Source organism: Pasteurella sp. WM03, from assembly GCF_004570945.1.
GTDB lineage: Bacteria > Pseudomonadota > Gammaproteobacteria > Enterobacterales > Pasteurellaceae > Rodentibacter.
In genome coordinates this window covers 19,752-38,125 of the sequence record NZ_SPPO01000001.1, presented here as the reverse complement: position 1 = coordinate 38,125, position 18,374 = coordinate 19,752, and the positions used below count along the sequence as shown (strand labels likewise).

The window sequence follows — 18,374 nt, the reverse complement described above, 5'->3', positions numbered from 1 at the left end:
ATAAAAGTGCGGTATAAAAATAAATAGTTTTTAAAAGGTAGTAATGATGAACAACGATTTTTTAGTATTGAAAAATATCACCAAAGCATTTGGTAAGGCTGTCGTAATTGATAATTTAGATTTAACCATTAAATGTGGCACAATGGTGACCTTGCTTGGGCCATCCGGTTGTGGCAAAACAACAGTATTAAGATTGGTGGCGGGGTTGGAAAATCCCACAAGTGGTCAAATTTTTATTGACGGTGAAGATGTAACGAAATCGTCTATTCAAAACCGTGATATTTGTATTGTGTTCCAATCTTATGCTTTATTTCCGCATATGAGTATTGGCGATAACGTGGGTTACGGCTTAAAAATGCAAGGTGTGGGCAAACAAGAACGCGCTCAGCGGGTCAAGGAAGCCCTTGAATTGGTGGATTTAGCCGGTTTTGAAGAACGATTTGTCGATCAAATTTCCGGTGGGCAACAACAACGTGTGGCGTTAGCCCGTGCTTTAGTTCTGAAACCAAAAGTTTTGTTATTTGACGAGCCATTGAGCAACTTAGATGCGAACCTTCGCCGTTCTATGCGTGAAAAAATTCGTGAATTACAACAACGATTGGGTATCACGTCCTTATATGTTACTCATGATCAAACCGAAGCCTTTGCCGTATCTGATGAAGTTATTGTGATGCATAAAGGTAAAATTATGCAAAAAGCACCGGCAAAAGAGCTTTATCTTCGTCCGAATTCCTTGTTTTTGGCGAATTTTATGGGCGAGTCCAGTATTTTTGAGGGAAAATTACAAAATGATACGGTGGATATTAATGGTTATCAAATCCCCCTTTCTAATACGGCACAATTTGGTTTGGCTGATGGAGAATGTTTGGTGGGGATTCGTCCCGAAGCGGTTTATCTAAGTAATGAAGGCTCAGATAATCAACGTTGTGAGATTAAAAGTGCGGTCTATATGGGCAATCATTGGGAAGTGGTCGCGATTTGGGCAGGAAAAGAATTACTGGTGAATTGTAAACCGGAAGATTTTGAGGCGGATCTTAAACAAGCTTATATCAATCTCGCAGAACAAGGGATCTTCCTATTGAAAAAAGAGTAGGGTGTATATCAAACAAGTGCGGTTAAAAAACAATATGAATTTTCGATATTATGTCGCAAATGCACAAAAATAGAAATTTTAACGACAGGTAGGGACACACTGCGTGTGTCCGTTATAAAATTAAATTATTTCAATACGTTAAAATTCGGATACCTACAGTATGCTTCCCCTTTTACTGTTCAAATAAACGCTTAATTTCTTTTTCATATAAATAAATATTGACAGGATTGGTTGGCAACAATGAATCTAGATATTCTTTGGCTCGTTTAACATATTCTTCGTGATGCTGATCGTGGTTGTCAATGACATCTAATAACACTTTTGCACCTTCAAACGCATCAAATTGATCATAATAATAACCAACTCCTTTAGGTAAAAGTTTAGAATTATGAATAAAAGGATAACCGCCATAAAGTGCATCATTATAAGCATAGTTAAGCCCATTTTCCCATTGATGGCTTAGCACCACATCAACATAACGGGTTAGAAAATCGGGCATTTGATAGCGGCTTTCAACTGTCATCACATTATCCTTAACAATACGGGTACGCCCAATAAAATTAAAAAATGTCGGATTATCTTTTTTATCGTAGGTATTGCAAGCATAAAAATGTTTAATTTTTTCCGGTGAAGTACGGTATGCCTGCTCACAAATGAGAATAGGCGTAAAACTTGTTTTAACCACATTAATATTCGCCTCAAAACAGGCTATCCGCTTTGATATATTCTGATTTGGACGATAACCAAAAGATAATTGGTGCTGATTTTTGAGCCTTTCTATTACCTTATCGCAAAATATTGGTGACCAAATAGCAGGAACAACGTAAGCCGGGCTAGAGTACATGATGGAAAAATAAGATCGACAAGTATTTTCATGTTGTGGAATTAGCCAAACACTATCAAAAGTTGTACCGTTAAACGTTCGACCGGCGGGCTTATCAAATAAGAAATATTCCATGTCCATAATAAAATCGTTACCTATTTTATAGGTTACAACTTTTCCACCGTGTTTATGCATACGATCACGTTGGTGTGGCTCAATAGTCAGTGTTCCCTCTATAAGCACATCTAATTCATCAATGACATCTTCAATATAGGCAAATTTAAGATTTAAGTCATCTAACATAAAACCGGCGGGAGGCTCTGTTCGTTTTTCCGGTCCCCAAGAAACTAACACAACATCTTCAATAATTGTGGAGTGCTGAAATAAATGAAACAAATGGATAATATTTTGATTGGCACCATTTGCCCAAATATCAGTGACTTTGCTTTCTAAATTAAAAGTTATACCAATTTTATATTTACGCATACGAAGTTAATCAGATACAAAAAGAGCTTTATTTTTCTTAAGTCCATAAAAAATCACTCAGACAGCAAGTGTCTGAGTGATTTAAGACTAGCTTATTTCCATTGGTAGCCTATGCCGGCACCTACATTAAAGTCGCCTTGTGTTGTCGCAGCACCACTCATTTTAAAGATAACTTTGTTGTTATCACTTAATTTAGAGTAACCGACCGCTACTGCACTTTGACCATTGTAGTTACCCACTCCAATACCCACAACATTTGAACCTGCTTGAGTGACTTGTGGAATATTAGCAATGGCTGTTGCTCCTGCGATACCGCCACGTAATTTTTTATCTGTTTTTCTCAGATCTTTACGAACGGATTCAACATCCCCCTTCACTTGGTTAAGTTGATTCATATTGACCGCATCTGTACCTTTTACACCCGGCGCAACATTCGTGATTCGGCGCTCTTTACCTTCACTGCCCACCGAAACCGTATTTGGTTCATTTGCTACAGAATCCGCTCCTAGTGCCACAGAATTTTCTGCAGTCGCTTGAGCATTCTGACCAAGTGCGGTTGATTTATTTGCCGTTGCTTTTGAATTTTGACCGGTTGCAGTCGCATTTGATCCTGTTGCTTTCGCTTTATTACCTACTGCTGTCGTATTTTCTGCGGTAGCTTCAGCACCATAACCTAAAGCTGTTGAGTTTTTGCCTGTAGCCTTAGCACTTGCATCATTATCAGAATTATCAGCACCGAAAGAAGTTTTACCATCTTCACTGATCAAACCGGAATCTTCAATTTTCTGCAATGAAGAGCTTGCACTGCTTGCAGCAGCATTTGCTTCAGTAGCAGAGCTACTTGCTGCATTCGCAGAAGATGCTGCATTATTTGCAGAACTATCGGCAGCAGTTGCAGATGAAGCTGCATTACTTGCGGAGCTATCGGCTGCAGTAGCAGATGAAGCTGCGTTATTTGCTGAACTATCAGCAGCGGTTGCAGATGAAGCAGCATTATTTGCGGAACTATTGGCAGCGCTTGCGGATGAAGCCGCATTATTTGCTGAACTATTGGCAGCGGTTGCAGATGAAGCTGCGTTACTTGCGGAACTATCAGCAGCGGTTGCAGATGAAGCAGCATTATTTGCTGAACTATCAGCAGCAGTAGCAGATGATGCTGCGTTACTTGCTGAACTATCGGCAGCAGTTGCGGATGAAGCTGCGTTGCTTGCAGAGCTTTCAGCGGCAGACGCTGAGTTTGATGCTACCGTGGCAGAAGAGTCAGCCTTGCTTGCAGAGCTTTCAGCAGCAGACGCCGAGTTTGATGCTGCGGTTGCAGAAGAGTCTGCTTTGCTTGCAGAGCTTTCAGCCGCAGAAGCAGAATTTGATGCTGCAGTGGCAGAAGAATCCGCTTTGCTTGCGGAGCTTTCAGCTGCAGACGCTGAGTTTGATGCTGCAGTGGCAGAAGAGTCTGCTTTGCTTGCTGAGCTTTCAGCGGCAGACGCTGAGTTTGATGCTGCAGTGGCAGAAGAGTCTGCTTTGCTTGCGGAGCTTTCAGAGGTAGACGCTGAGTTTGATGCTGCAGTGGCAGAAGAGTCTGCTTTGCTTGCGGAGCTTTCAGCGGCAGACGCTGAGTTTGATGCTGCAGTGGCAGAAGAATCTGCTTTAGTTGCAGAGCTTTCAGCGGCAGACGCTGAATTTGATGCTACGGTTGCAGAAGAGTCCGCTTTGGTTGCAGAGCTTGCAGCAGCTGAGGCAGCACTGGTTGCAGCTGATGCGGCAGTTTCAATTTTAGCTAGATTATCACTAACAGTTTGAGCAGCTGTACTTGCCGCAGAAACAGCGGCTTTTGCAGTAGAAGATAAGCCATAAATAATTTTTCCGGAGCCATCAGTTGTCACGCTAAGATCAGTAGTTGCACCAAAAGTTAAAGAATCATCATTTGATAAGGTCCATTGATCCGCATTACCGGACTTATTGCTTAGCTCTGCAGAAGAGTTTTCTACACTAAAGGTAAATGCTCGACCGGAATCTGCTTTGTTATTTACTGCAGTTGACACAGCACTTACTGTACTCTGAGCCTTATCGGCGGTTGACTGTGCAGCCGCTGCTGCCGTTGAAGCGTTATTAGCGGTTGTTTGTGCAGCCACTGCTGCAGTTGAAGCAGCATTAGCAGTTGTTTGTGCAGCCGATGCAGCCGTTGAAGCGTTATTAGCAGTTGTTTGTGCTGCCACTGCTGCTGTTGAAGCGGCATTAGCCGTAGATTGGGCTGTACTTACGGCGGTATTGGTGGCATAGAGCTGTTGGCCGGTTACAGCTTCAGTTGAAGAGGTACTTAATACGGCATTTCCTACGTTCACTATTTTACGTTTAAGCGTATCATTCCCGACTGAAACCTGATTTATTGCATCTGTTACAGAATCAGAACCTAATGCAACACCTCGGGCATGAATTGCCTGAGTACTACGCCCTAATGCGACGGCTCCATCTGCATCCGCTTTTGCCGATTGCCCTATGGCTACGCCATGATTAGCATAGGAATTCCCTGCATAATCAAAGTCATTATTCTGACTGGCTATAGCTTCATTACCAATGGCTACGCTTCCTCCTCGACCTGCAAAAGAATTGGTTCCGATGGAAACAACGTTTCTACCATTTGCATTAGCATTTGAACCGATTGCAATAGAAGGTTCATTATTACTGATAGGAGCGTTAGCACCATTACCAATAGCAATACTACCACCTGCAGATGTTGCCCCGCTTCCACTTATTGTATCGCCAGTCGTCGAACCAATTTGAACTGCAGCCAGTGCATTAGCACTGGCTAACATTAGTACTAATGTCGCTGAAACAGAAATTTTATTCTTGGTTGAGACCGGTTGATTTGTTGATGATTTGGTTTTTCCTGTTGCACGGCTCAACTCGGATACCACGACCCAAGTTTGAGAAACATGATTGAAAATAACCTTAAAAATTTTATTCATAAAACTCTCCTAGTATTTAGAGTGGAAGAATGGGTTTACAAGTAACTTAACATATAAATATAGTATTTATCCCAGTGTAAGTACCTAATACCAAGTTAATGTAAAGTTGGGATCGGATTCTATCTGTTTGGAATTATTTTTACAATGGGAAAAAACGGAGAGAATATGAGTAAAAATTGCAAGAAAGTGTTTATATACTACCTGCGGATAAAGTTAATAAAAATGAGCAATTTTTTTGATAAACATGATCTATTTAAGTGGTAAATTGACCGCACTTTTCTTCTTTTCCCTTTCTCTGTTCTCTCTGTATAATGGCGCGCTTTTATAAAAAATAGAGGAGGATTCTTTGAAACTAACGATAAAACCGGAAACTCTGCCACAATTTATTCGTCAGAAAGTGGCTGAAAATGATGCTTTTGGCTTGATCGAAGGTTGGTGCCAACTTTTACGGGAAAGCCGAGTATATCAGATTGTCCCTCATATCCGTTTAATCAGACGTATTTTAAAACAAGATAAAGAACTTGCCGGTTTGGTGGCGGCATTATTATGTAATTGGGTATGCAGTTTGCGTTTGTACCCACTTTTTATCAGTAGTGGTATTTTGTCACGTGAAGGATTTGGGCGTGAAATGAAGAGTCGTCTTTATGAACGTTTTAATCCTTCTTTTAAAGATGTAAATGATTTGCGTGATATTTTTTATTTATTATTTAATGATAAAAATGATGTGCATTGGATTGATGCGATTCCATTAAGGGAATGGCGGGCAATTGTTGGGGTGCTAGCACGTCAATTGGTTGAAAAAGATCGCCACCGTTTACAAACTCATTTTCAAAATGAGGGGCTGTTTGCTATAGAAATGCTTTCAATTTGGATTGCGGCTGAAGATATGGAGCCGGAATTAATGCGTATGGAGCCCTCATTACTGAATGCAGATTCTCCTTTTGTTGCGCTGAATCGTGAAGTGGGAGATTGGCTATTCGCGCGCCGTCAGGGAAATATTTTTGATGATAGCCATTTCCAAGTGATGTTTGAACAATGTAAAGGGTTAATCGAACGACTACAAAAACGTGGTGCACAGGTTGGTTCTTCACTTAATGTGGCTTATTTATTAGAACGGCTTTCTCAGACTCTTGAACGGTTAGAAAAACTGATGGCAATTTTTGCTTCCAATCGTTATTTACCACGCCGTATTTTATTATTGACAGGTTGTTTTGCTAGAGCAGCAGCGGATCAACATAGTATTTCTCGTTTGTGGAAACAAAGTTCAAAGCTGATTGCACGCAGTATCACGCAAAATTCGAGTGATCATGGCGAGCATTACATCACACGAGATAAAAAAGAGTATGTTTCAATGTTTTATTCTGCCGCCGGTGGAGGCGTACTAATTGCATTAATGGCACTTTTCAAAATCTATTTGGGAAGTGTGATTGATGATAAAGTCTGGAAGGGGATTGCTGAAGGGCTAAATTATGGTCTGGGTTTTACATTAATTTTTATGTTGCATTTCACCGTTGCAACAAAACAACCTGCAATGACCGCTGCCCGCTTTGCTGAAGCCGTGGAGCGTAACCCACAAGGTAAAGCCTTGAATATGAAGTTGGCTCAACTGCTAGTGGATGTATTCCGCTCGCAAAGTATTGCGGTTGTCGGTAATGTGGTCGTTGCGATGAGTTTGGCGGCATTGATTGCATTTATATATCAGCACCAAACGGGGCAAGTTTTACTGAATCAAGAGCAAATTGATTATCAGCTACATAGCATTGACCCTTTTGCCGGTACGTTGTGGTTTGCGGCTATTGCCGGTGTATGGTTATTTTGCTCAGGAATCATTTCAGGCTATTTTGATAATCGTAGTCATTATTTGAATACACGGATGCGTTTACGTCAGCACCCTGGTTTGAGAAAAGTGCTCCCTTTCAAATATCAAGAAAAATTGGCAGATTATCTGCACGAAAACTATGGCTCTATTATGGGAAACCTTTGTTTTGGTCTATTACTTGGCTTAACGGGGGTTGTGGGCTATGTGAGTGGTTTACCCCTTGATATCCGCCATGTTGCCTTTTCCTCGGCCAATGTCGGTTATATCGCTGTAAGTGGATATTTTGATTTTGTGTTTTTATTACAATGTATTGCCTTTGTACTATTGATTGGATTAGTTAATTTGATTGTGAGTTTTTCCTTAACCCTTTGGCTTGCATTGCGTTCACTCAATACTGAAATTGACAGTTGGTGGGCAATTTGGCGAGAAGTTGGGCGTATTGTCAAACAACGCCCATTGAGTTTATTCTTTCCTCTTCAGCTTGAAAAATAAGGAAATTCATAACTTGTCCTATATTTTAAATTTGAAAGCCTTAATGGAAATTAAGGCTTATTATTTATAACCGAATCTAAAAAGTTAATAAGATTGCGTTTCTGAGAATGAGATAGATGTTTCCAATGATAATCCAGTCTGGATTTTAGTGAATCTGTCCGCAGAGGCGTGTAATGTGTTTCATTAGAAAAGGTTAAATTTTCTGCTTTACTATCCGCGAAGAACCAATCAATCGGTGTATTTAAAATAACGGCAATATTTACAAGGTGTGAGACATTAATTTTAGTTGCTCCTCTCTCATAGCGTGAAAATTGCTGCTGCGATACGCCTATTTGTTCCGCCAACACTTCAGCTGTTAAGCCTATTTCTTTACGTCTTTGTTGAATTCGTTTACCAATTGCACTATCTACTTCAGCCGCCATAAATTTTGACATTATTTCACTCCCATACTGTTTTACGCATTGAGTGATATTTTTTGTGATTTATACGCTTGAATTTATATCTTTTAAGTTGTATATTTTTATTTGTACAATTTGAATGATTATTTTGTAAATTAATTTACCTAGGGGAATCAATATGAATGAGAGAGTAAAAGTATTAGGTGTATTTGCAACAGTCATGTTACTAGCAGGTTGCGTTGTTCCACATCAACCGGAGCCACGTTGGTATAAATTGGGTGTAACAGATGAAGAAGCTCAGAGTAAATATGCTTCTTGCGTGTATAACGTAGGAATGAACAAGGTTGATCCGACAAAAGATCGAACTTTAGTTGAGGCCTGCATGAAAGCAGATGGTTTTCGTTGGGGAATTCCCCCTCATTTACGCCCGAGTGCAAAAATGAATCAGCGGGAAGAAACCTCAATTGAAGACAGAGCTGGTGTAGAAAAGGTTAAGGCCTCTTCTAAAACAGTAGCTAAAACGAAACGAAGTAAAAGTGCGACAAAGTCGTGAGTATTAATATCCTTTCCATAACCTATGAGGAAATCATTATGCTAAAACAAATTAAGTTACTCTCAATTCTTACCTTATCTGCAGTTGCTGTTGCTTGCTCAGGTGGCGGTGGTGGTGCGGGCACTGCCGAAACGCCTGATGGAACAAAGGTAGATCTTACAAATACTCCAAAGGGTTTAGTGAGAGCGGAAACCATGGACGGCAAACTTATTGGCTATAACCAAAACCACTCATTTTATGGTGTTTGGGTGAATGATGGTAAAACCCGTCAAGAAATTCGTTATCAAGGTACATCAACACCTGAAAGCGGATTGCCTAGAGGTTCGGCAACCTACACCGGGCATGCTGTTCGTACACGTGGAGACCTGATTGCAGATACTGTTGATGGTGTTCAAGCAGATGGTAAAACAACATTGAATGTTAATTTTGATACGAAGAAAGTCTCGGGTCTAATAGAAATGCCATGGGCGCGGGATATTACTTTACATGAAACAGATTTAAAGGGTAGCCAATTTTCTGGTAAAGCAAGTGTGATTTTTAATAATGGTGGACATTATAAAGGCGGATTATTTGGGCCAAATGCAGAAGAAGCCGCTGGGCTAGTTGAGTTTTCCAATAACCCGGCATTAAACACATCTTTTGGTGGTTATCGCTAATTATTTTTTCTTTATGATTGAATAGGCGGAAATAGTCCGCCTATTTTTATGATGAGTAAATAATGAAGAAATTTTCTTTTGCCTTGCTTTTTTTATTTATTTCTCGTTTTTCGGCAGCACAATCTTTTTATTTTGAAAAAGGAATGAATTTCAAGCAAGTGGAACAAGTGCTTTCAGAAAATTTATATCAATTAAATGCACAAGATTTAAATATTTTGTTAGAGAATTATAGAAATTTTTCTGAACATAATGCACGTTTGGCTGGAGTCGCGGCCGGACGAGTCGCTTTCTTACAAAAAGATTACTCACAAGCCATTACACTTTATAGAAAAGTATTAGCTGAAAATCCGACTCTCACTCCGGTTCGATTGGAATTAGCGATCACGCTTTTTTATCAAAAACAGAATGAGGCTGCGAAAGAACAATTTGAAAAAATAAAATCCGACCCAGAATTGCCGGAGGATAGCAGAAGGTTAGTTGAGCACTATCTTGAAAATCTCGCAAAACAGGCGGGGTGGGAGATTGATTTTTCGATTCACTATGTTAAAGAAAAAAATGTCAATAATGTATCTGATGCTGAAAATATCCGTTTATCCAACCAAGCCACATTAAGTAAATCAGGGGGAATGCTCCCGCAAAAAGCACAAGGTTTTTCTTATTATTTAAATGTGAACAGAGATTTTAATTTAGTCGGATCTCACTATTTTTCTCTGACCAATCTCTTTGTAGGAAAAAGCTATTGGGATAATCACAAATATGATGATATTTTTAACCGCACTTCTCTCGGGTATGCTTATAAAGTCGCCAATAATACCTTTCGGATTAAACCTTTCTATGAAAAACGCTGGTATGGCAATAAATCCTATCGTTGGAATAATGGGATTTCACTGGAAAATGCTTACTGGTTCAGCCCAAATTGGCGGCTTTCTTTATCATTTGAATTTGCTAAACAGCATTATTTTGATGAGCTGATGTTAAATGGACATAGTCGGCTGTTTTCTTCCACTTTAGCTTGGTTCATTAATCCAAAACTTCACTTTTATTTGGGGACGGATGTGGTGTCCGAAAGAACGAAAGTTCGGCAATATAGTTCAGACAGTCACGCATTTCGGGCTGGCTGGGGGCAAGAATGGCAAGGGGGGATTTCTTCACAAATTGGCTTATCCTTTATTAAAAGAGCATATAAAGATACGGCAAAACTGGGAAATTTGGACTTTTTTTCTTTTGGAAAGGTGAGAAAAGACCATATTTATTCTTTGCATATGTTACTTTGGAAGCGGGATTGGCATTTATGGGGTATCACGCCGAAGCTACAATTTATATGGAAAAAGCAAAATAGTAATATCCCCCAAATGTATTCTTACAAGCAAAGTAATATTAACCTTGTTTTTGAGAAACGTTTTTGACGGATAATTTTTGTGAAATATCCATTCATTCTTGCCCTTTAACTTTCCTGTTTTTTCGGTATGATAGTATTTATTCATTTTTAGCATTTTATGAATAGTACTCATGAAGCCAACATTTCTTGAACTCCGACATCTTAAAACGCTGCTTGCTTTGAAAGAAACGGGCAGTGTTTCATCGGCGGCAAAACGGGTTTACCTCACTCAATCTGCACTTTCACATCAAATAAAACTTATCGAAGATCAATTTGGTTTGCCCCTATTTGAACGCAAAAGTCATCCGCTACGTTTTACTGCTGCTGGCGAACGTTTGATTCGCCTTGCCAACGACGTGATGCCTAAAGTGATTGATGCGGAGCGTGATTTAACCCGAGTTAAACATGGTGAGGCTGGGCAATTGCGTATTGCGGTGGAATGTCATACTTGTTTTGATTGGCTTATGCCGGCGATGGATGAATTTCGTCAGAATTGGGGCTTGGTCGAGTTAGATATTGTCTCAGGCTTTCACACCGATCCCGTCGGTTTATTACTTTCTCATCGGGCAGATTGGGCGATTGTGTCTGAGATTGAAGCAAATAATGAGGTGGTTTTTAAACCGCTCTTTTCTTATGAAATGGTCGGCATTTGCTCGAAAGATCACCCCTTGGCTGCGAAAGAAATTTGGCAAGCCGAAGATTTTGCCGATGAAACTTGGGTTACTTATCCTGTGCCGGACGATATGTTGGATCTTTTACGTAAGGTATTGAAACCAAAAGGAATTAATCCCACACGCCGAACTACAGAGCTTACCATCGCGATGATCCAGCTCGTGGCGAGTCGCCGTGGTATTGCGACAGTGCCTTATTGGGCCGCATTGCCATATCTTGAAAAAGGCTATGTAGTCGCTCGAAAAGTGACGCAAGAAGGATTGCATAGCAACCTATATGCTGCCATTCGAAAAGAAGATGAAAGTCTCGCTTATATGGAAGATTTTTATCAAACCGTTAAATCTCAAAGTTTTTCCACTTTACCCGGGTTATCAGTTTTAGAATAAGAATTATCAATGGAATTTTTTCAATCACATCCTATTCGTACAGCTGCGAAAGCTGCACTGCCTTATAGTGCCCCGATGATTGCAGGATTTTTATTTCTTGGCGTGGCATATGGCATTTATATGAAAGCGCTTGGCTTTGGTGTTTGGTATCCCACATTAATGGCATTATTGATTTATGCCGGGTCGGTGGAGTTTATTGCGGCGGCTGCACTAATCGCCCCTTTTTCTCCACTCAGTGTTTTGCTGATTACACTCATGGTGAGTGGACGTCAAATTTTCTATGGCATTTCAATGTTAGAAAAATATGGCGTGCATCTTGGCAAAAAGCGTTGGTATTTAATCAGTAGTTTGGTTGATGAATCTTTCTCGCTGAATTATATGGCAAATATTCCACCGCACTTAGACAAAGGATGGTATATGTTCTTTGTGAGTTTATATCTGCATATTTATTGGGTATTGGGAGCCGCAATAGGTAATTTATTCGGAGAGATTGTTCCTATTGATTTAAAGGGTGTTGAGTTTGCCATGACCGCGCTTTTCCTAGTGATTTTTGCGGAAAATTGGATGAAAGAAAAATCCCATGAAAGTTCTTTACTTGGTTTGGGTATTGCCCTGATTTCTCTGCTCATTGTGGGAAAACAGCATTTTTTAATTCCAACCTTAATCGGAATTTGGTCAATTTTGACGCTGCGTCGTCCCAAAATGGAAAGTAAATTGGAGGCGTTAAAATGACATTAACGGAGCAGGTTATTACGATTAGTGTTTGCGTACTTGCCGTGCAATTTACCCGCCTTTTGCCTTTCTGGATTTTTCCGGCAAATCGCCCAATTCCAGAATATATCCGCTATCTTGGAAAGGTACTACCGGCAGCGATGTTTGGTATGTTGGTTGTCTATTGTTATAAAAATATTGATGTGTTAAATGGATACCATGGCATACCTGATTTTCTGGCAGGTGCATTGGTGTTAGGGCTACATTTTTGGAAAAAGAATATGTTTCTATCTATTGCAGTAGGTACGATATTTTATATGTTATTGGTTCAGACTATCTTTATATAATTTTTTGAGGGAATAATAAACATTCCTTGTGGGGCAATCGGTTGCCTTTGTTTCGCCTCTTTTCCCTTTAATCTAAATCTTTTATTATTCAACACATTTATTTTAATGAAAGAGCGGAGCACTAATGGAATTGAACACAATAGAATTGCTGGGCTATATGGCAACGTTTTTTGTGGCAACATCGTTTTTATTTAAATCGATCGTCCATTTGCGTATAGTCAACAGTATTGGTGATGTACTTTTTGTGATTTATGGCATTATTATTGATGCCTATCCTGTGGCGGTATTGAATACTTTCCTTGTTTGCGTAAATCTTTATCAACTTTACCGTTTGAAGAAAGAATGGCCCGTTTAAATGGCTTGAACTAACTAGTTTATGGGATGGCTGAAATAGATAAGCTTGATTAAAAGTGCGGTCGAAAAACGATCCGTTTTTTAACCGCACTTTGTTTTGGGAGTTTATTTGTCTAACGTTTAAACATTCCCCCTAAACCACCAAGACCGCCCAAGCCTCCTCCCATTAGACCTTGCATTCCCCGCATCATTTTTGCCATTCCGCCTTTACGCATTTTTTTCATCATACGTTGCATTTCATCAAATTGTTTGAGTAATTTGTTCACATCTTGCACTTGTGTGCCAGAACCTAATGCTATGCGACGGCGGCGGGAACCCTTGATGATGTCGGGATTGGCACGCTCTTTTAAAGTCATAGAGTTAATGATCGCTTCCATTTTTATGAACATTTTATCGTCCACTTGGTTTTTGATGTGATCAGGTAAATTTTTCGCTCCGGGGAGTTTTTCCAACATGGACATCATTCCACCCATTTTCTTCATTTCGATCAACTGTTCACGGAAATCATCAAGGGTGAAGGTATCACCTTTCTTGAATTTTTGTGCCATTTTTTCCGCTTTTTCACGATCTACCGAGCGTTCAAGATCTTCAATAAGGGAAAGCACATCGCCCATGCCTAAAATACGCGAGGCAACACGATCAGGGTGGAACGGCTCAAGGGCATCGGTTTTCTCCCCAACACCGAGGAATTTAATCGGTTTGCCTGTAATTTGACGGATTGACAATGCCGCCCCGCCACGAGCATCGCCATCCACTTTAGTGAGAATCACCCCTGTGAGTGGTAGTGCTTCGTTAAAAGCTTTGGCGGTGTTTGCCGCATCTTGCCCTGTCATCGCATCAACGGTAAAGAGGGTTTCGATTGGATTTAACGCATTGTGGATTTGTTTGATCTCATCCATCATTTCGCCATCTACATGTAAGCGACCGGCAGTATCTACAATGAGAACATCGTAGAATTTCAATTTTGCTTCTGCAAGGGCGGCTTTGGCAATTTCTACCGGATTTTGTTTGACATCAGAAGGGAAAAAATCCACCCCCACGGATTGTGCCAAGGTTTCCAATTGTTTGATCGCCGCTGGGCGGTACACATCGGCGGAGACAACCAATACTTTCTTTTTATGGCGTTCACGCAAGAATTTTGCCAATTTTCCCACGCTGGTGGTTTTCCCCGCACCTTGTAAACCCGCCATTAAAATGGCTGCCGGTGGCTGGGTGGCGAGATTTAGGCTTTCATTCGCTTCACCCATGGCTTTTTCAAGCTCACGTTGTACGATTTTTAAGAATTCTTGCCCCGGAGTTAAACTTTTATTGACTTCTTCGCCTAATGCACTTTCCTTTACTTTGGCGATAAATTCACGCACCACCGGCAATGCGACATCTGCTTCCAGCAGTGCCATGCGTACTTCACGTAGGGTTTCTTTAATATTATCTTCCGTTAAACGACCTTTCCCTGTGATATTGCGTAAGGTTTTCGAAAGGCGATCAGATAAATTCTCAAACATATTAATCCTGTTTTTTAGCCAAAATTGCCGTGATTATACCGAAATTTAGGGGATTTTCATCATTTCAAATAAATTTATGGCGAATTGCCTGGGAGATCGTTAAAATGTAAAACATTCTCAATAAACTTGCTCAAATTATGTGGTTTGCCGTATTTTCGATTTTGTTTTATCTGATAAGTGTGTTGATGATCGCACCATTACTTACCTCAACTGATAATGTTCAATATCGCCCTAAAAAAACACTGCTGTTTTTGACCGCACTTTTGGCGATTATTTTTCATGTAGCAAGTTTATATCCTTCTTTACAAAATTTAGCGGAAGATCATATTTTCACATTGATGCAAATTGGTTCACTGATGAGTGTGAGCATTGCAGCGCTTGCCACCTTGGCAATATTGCGTGTCAATTCTATTTGGTTTTTATTGCCCATTGTGTTTGCTTTTTCTGTTTTAAACTTGATTTTAGCTACTTTTATGCCAAGCCATATTATTCAGCTATTAAATCAAGATTCAGCGATGTTATTTCACATTGGCTTATCCATTTTTACCTATGCCGTATGTTTTATTGCGACACTTTATGCGATTCAAATTGGATGGATTGATTATCGTTTAAAAGCCAAAAAAATGCTGTTTTCACCGATTATGCCTTCACTCCTCACTGTTGAACGCCATTTCTTCAAATTATTTGCATTAGGGGAAGGTTTTCTCACATTGACGTTAATTTCCGGTGTGTATCATTCGCTCAGTGCGCTGACGACAGAAAACATCCATAAAGCAGGGTTTTCATTTTTAGCTTGGCTGATATTTGGTATTGCCTTATTTGGGCATTGGCGATTAGGATGGCGAGGAAAAAGGATGATTATTTACGCCATTTCAGGTATCATTTTTCTCACGATTGCTTATTTTGGCAGTCGGTTAATTTAAAAATAGGGCGAATAGAGATTCGCCTTTATTATTGTGAACCGTAGCTGTGTGAAAATAACGTGTGGCACATAAAATATTTGTAATCCCACAAATTTTGTAAACCCACACAATTTACGGATGATGATTAACAAACAAAAAGGATCAACTCTTGGATAGTATTCCCCTTAGTACTTTATTTATCACTCTCATTATCTGTTTAGTTTTATCGGCGTATTTTTCCGGCTCTGAAACCGGCTTGCTTTCGCTGAACAAATATCGCTTACGTTTTCTTGCCGAACAAAATAATAAAGGGGCGAAAAAAGCGGAGAAATTGCTTGAGAAACCTGACACCTTATTAAGCTTTATTCTTATTTTCAATAATCTTGTCAATATCAGTGCTTCCGCAATTGCGACAATGATCGGTATGCGTTTGTATGGCGATGCCGGTGTGGCGATAGCAACAGGGTTATTAACCTTTGTTATGCTGGTCTTCTCTGAAATTTTCCCGAAAACCGTTGCGGCAATGTACCCTGAGAAAGTCGGGTTATTTTCAAGCCATATTTTATCTTTTCTGCTAAAAGTCTTTTATCCACTCGTTTGGTTAATGAATATTTTTACGAAATCCTTAATGAGATTAATAGGGCTAAAACCGGATATGCAAAAACAGGTGATTAGCCATGAAGAATTAAGAAGTATTGTGACTGAAGCTGGAGAAGCTACGCCTGATGAGCAACATCCTCAAATGTTACTTTCTATTCTTGACATGGGCACTGTCACCGTAGATGACATTATGGTGCCTCGCAATGAAATTGGCGGTATTGATATTGATGATGAATGGAAAGCAATAATGCGTCAGCTGAATCATGCGGCGCATAATCGTGTGGTGCTGTACAAAGGAAGTTTAGACGAGAATGTATTGGGTATTTTACGTGTACGTGAAGCTTTCCGTTTATTACTTGAGAAAAATGAATTTACTAAAGAAACCTTAATTCGAGCTACGGACGAAGTGTATTTTATTCCGGAAGGCACGCCATTGAAAACGCAGTTAATGAACTTCCGTGCAAATAAAGAGCGTATAGGCTTAGTTGTAGATGAATATGGTGATATTAAAGGCTTAGTGACCTTAGAGGATATTCTAGAAGAAATTGTCGGTGATTTTACCACTTCTACTGCGCCGACTATTGACGAGGAAGTGGTACAACAATCAGACGGCTCAATGCTTATTGATGGCTCGGCGAATCTGCGAGATTTGAATAAAATGTTTGGGTGGGAATTAGATACCGAAGATGCCCGCACCTTCAATGGTTTAATTCTTGAACACTTAGAGGAAATTCCTGATGAAGGCACAGTTTGTGAAATCGAAGGTTTGCAAATCACTATTCTTGAAGTGGCAGATAATATGATTAAACAGGCTAAAGTCGTTAAACTCTAAAACTAACAAAAAACTGACCGCACTTTTGATTTGGATCATAAGTGCGGTTTGTTTTTACACCGTTTTTTATCAAGCTGTCTATAATTCATCTAATTAATTCTAGGTATAAGGATGATATGGAACAAGCGTATCAACGGGGCGTGACACGTGCTTGTGTACAAACGGCATTATTGTTGTTACAACATGGGGCGGAAAGCACGGTGGTGGTGCAAATGGCACAACGTTTAGGAATCGCTCTTGGGGTGGAAAGTGTAGAATGTGCCCTTACGGCAAATGCGGTGGTGATTACAACCCTTTCAAACCACCATTGCATTACCACAGTACGGAAAAATACTGATAAAGGCATCAATATGCAAATGGTGACTGAAGTACAGCGTATTGTGATTGCGGTAGAGCATAAATTATACAATTTGGATCTGGCACAGAAGAAACTGGATAATTTAAATCCTTTGAAGTATCACCGTGCTTTGGTGGTGCCTATGATTGGTTTATCTTGCGCCTCTTTTGCACATCTGTCGGGAGGCGATTGGCTGATTTGCCTCATTACTTTTTTGGCTTCCTCCGTGGCGATGTTTGTCCGGCAAGAATTATCAAAACATCATTATAATCCGATTATTGTTTTTGCGATTACGGCGTTTGTGGCTTCCCTCATTTCCGGTGTTAGTTTGAAATATCAATGGGGAAATGATCCGCAAATCGCCTTAGCTTCCAGCGTGTTGTTGCTTGTACCGGGATTCCCATTAATTAATTCGTTGGCAGATATTTTAAAAGGCTATGTCAATATGGGGTTAGGGCGTTGGACAGTTGCCACCGTTCTGACCTTTGGGGCTTGCCTTGGTATTGTGTTGGCATTAAGTGTGTTACATATCACGACATGGGGGCATTAATGATGATGTTTCTATTGAGTTTGTTTGATGATATGGTTTTTGCCGCCATTCCGGCGGTGGGGTTTGCCTTAGCATTTAATGTGCCGCTTAAGGCGTTAAAATATTGTGCGATTTTAGGGGCATTAGGGCATGTAACACGCACATTACTTTTACACATTAATGTGCCTATTGTTTTTGCAACCTTTTTTGCCACTTGTGTTATCGGCTTTATTGGCGTGCATTTATCACACCGTTATTTGGCACATCCAAAGGCATTTACGGTGGCGGCGATCATTCCCATGATTCCGGGCGTGCATGCTTATAAAGCGATGATTTCGATAGTACAAATTCATCACTATGGTTATTCTCATGAACTTTTGGAGCAAATGATCAGCTCATTTATTAACACCGCCTTTATTTTAGGGGCGTTGGTTTTTGGGCTTGCGTTGCCCGGATTGATTTTTTATCGCCAAAAACCTGTGGTATAAATCCTCACAGATTAAAAAAACACGCATTTTTGCATAGCATCATTGCGTGTTTT

At 40.1% G+C, this 18,374-nt stretch carries 17 protein-coding genes; 13 read left to right on the top strand and 4 right to left on the bottom strand.

The genetic code is table 11. From position 1 onward, the window contains the following. Positions 1–43: 43 nt before the first annotated feature. On the top strand, positions 44–1,093 hold the full coding sequence (gene fbpC, locus E4T92_RS00165; RefSeq protein ID WP_135092957.1) for a ferric ABC transporter ATP-binding protein: 1,050 nt from the start codon (positions 44–46) through the stop codon (positions 1,091–1,093). Between the two features lie 172 nt (positions 1,094–1,265). Here the strand turns inward: fbpC and E4T92_RS00160 are convergent, their stop codons facing one another. Together E4T92_RS00160 and E4T92_RS00155 are read right to left on the bottom strand one after the other, a co-directional pair. Further along, positions 1,266–2,402, bottom strand: coding sequence for a DUF2827 family protein (locus tag E4T92_RS00160; RefSeq protein WP_135092956.1), 1,137 nt, complete (start codon positions 2,400–2,402; stop codon positions 1,266–1,268). Between the two features lie 92 nt (positions 2,403–2,494). After that, positions 2,495–5,365, bottom strand: a complete 2,871-nt coding sequence (locus tag E4T92_RS00155; RefSeq protein WP_135093240.1) for a YadA-like family protein — start codon at positions 5,363–5,365, stop codon at positions 2,495–2,497. Positions 5,366–5,723: 358 nt separating this feature from the next. Between E4T92_RS00155 and E4T92_RS00150 the strand changes: the two genes are divergently transcribed. Continuing rightward, the gene (locus E4T92_RS00150) at positions 5,724–7,676 is read left to right on the top strand and encodes a recombinase (RefSeq protein WP_135093239.1); all 1,953 of its coding nucleotides are present in this window, start codon (positions 5,724–5,726) and stop codon (positions 7,674–7,676) included. 50 nt (positions 7,677–7,726) lie between these two features. On the opposite strand, the gene E4T92_RS00145 is transcribed toward E4T92_RS00150, so the two are convergent. Continuing rightward, a complete protein-coding gene (locus E4T92_RS00145; RefSeq protein ID WP_135092955.1) occupies positions 7,727–8,110 on the bottom strand; it encodes a helix-turn-helix transcriptional regulator in 384 nt (127 codons plus the stop codon). Positions 8,111–8,252: 142 nt separating this feature from the next. On the opposite strand from E4T92_RS00145, the gene E4T92_RS00140 reads away from it, so the two are divergent. From E4T92_RS00140 to E4T92_RS00110, 7 genes are all read left to right on the top strand, one after another. After that, positions 8,253–8,627 (top strand): hypothetical protein, encoded by a 375-nt coding sequence (locus E4T92_RS00140; RefSeq protein WP_077540478.1) that lies wholly within the window; start codon positions 8,253–8,255, stop codon positions 8,625–8,627. A gap of 38 nt (positions 8,628–8,665) precedes the next feature. Then, positions 8,666–9,283 carry a factor H binding protein domain-containing protein gene (locus E4T92_RS00135; protein WP_135092954.1) on the top strand — a complete coding sequence of 206 codons (618 nt, stop codon included), beginning with the start codon at positions 8,666–8,668 and terminating at the stop codon, positions 9,281–9,283. A 62-nt stretch (positions 9,284–9,345) separates the two neighbouring features. Next, positions 9,346–10,689, top strand: a complete 1,344-nt coding sequence (locus tag E4T92_RS00130) for a porin family protein (RefSeq protein WP_135092953.1) — start codon at positions 9,346–9,348, stop codon at positions 10,687–10,689. Positions 10,690–10,792: 103 nt separating this feature from the next. Further along, positions 10,793–11,719: a LysR family transcriptional regulator gene (locus tag E4T92_RS00125; RefSeq protein WP_135092952.1), complete on the top strand. Its 927-nt coding sequence runs from the start codon at positions 10,793–10,795 to the stop codon at positions 11,717–11,719. Positions 11,720–11,728: 9 nt separating this feature from the next. After that, positions 11,729–12,451, top strand: a complete 723-nt coding sequence (gene azlC / locus E4T92_RS00120; RefSeq protein ID WP_077540482.1) for an azaleucine resistance protein AzlC — start codon at positions 11,729–11,731, stop codon at positions 12,449–12,451. Continuing rightward, positions 12,448–12,777, top strand: a complete 330-nt coding sequence (locus E4T92_RS00115) for a branched-chain amino acid transporter permease (RefSeq protein WP_077540483.1) — start codon at positions 12,448–12,450, stop codon at positions 12,775–12,777. The genes azlC and E4T92_RS00115 overlap by 4 nt, the downstream gene beginning before the upstream one ends. A 124-nt stretch (positions 12,778–12,901) precedes the next feature. Continuing rightward, positions 12,902–13,132 (top strand): YgjV family protein, encoded by a 231-nt coding sequence (locus E4T92_RS00110; protein WP_135092951.1) that lies wholly within the window; start codon positions 12,902–12,904, stop codon positions 13,130–13,132. 112 nt (positions 13,133–13,244) lie between these two features. Here E4T92_RS00110 and ffh read toward each other — a convergent pair whose 3' ends face one another. After that, a complete protein-coding gene (ffh, locus tag E4T92_RS00105) occupies positions 13,245–14,633 on the bottom strand; it encodes a signal recognition particle protein (protein WP_135092950.1) in 1,389 nt (462 codons plus the stop codon). Between the two features lie 137 nt (positions 14,634–14,770). Between ffh and ccsA the strand changes: the two genes are divergently transcribed. The 4 genes from ccsA to E4T92_RS00085 all read left to right on the top strand — a co-directional run bounded on the left by ccsA (position 14,771) and on the right by E4T92_RS00085 (position 18,321). Then, positions 14,771–15,556, top strand: coding sequence for a cytochrome c biogenesis protein CcsA (gene ccsA, locus E4T92_RS00100; protein WP_135092949.1), 786 nt, complete (start codon positions 14,771–14,773; stop codon positions 15,554–15,556). Between the two features lie 148 nt (positions 15,557–15,704). After that, the gene (locus tag E4T92_RS00095) at positions 15,705–16,967 is read left to right on the top strand and encodes an HlyC/CorC family transporter (protein ID WP_077540490.1); all 1,263 of its coding nucleotides are present in this window, start codon (positions 15,705–15,707) and stop codon (positions 16,965–16,967) included. 116 nt (positions 16,968–17,083) lie between these two features. Continuing rightward, positions 17,084–17,854 carry a threonine/serine exporter ThrE family protein gene (locus E4T92_RS00090; protein WP_135092948.1) on the top strand — a complete coding sequence of 257 codons (771 nt, stop codon included), beginning with the start codon at positions 17,084–17,086 and terminating at the stop codon, positions 17,852–17,854. Positions 17,855–17,856: 2 nt separating this feature from the next. Beyond that, positions 17,857–18,321: a threonine/serine exporter family protein gene (locus E4T92_RS00085; RefSeq protein ID WP_077540530.1), complete on the top strand. Its 465-nt coding sequence runs from the start codon at positions 17,857–17,859 to the stop codon at positions 18,319–18,321. Positions 18,322–18,374 lie beyond the last annotated feature (53 nt).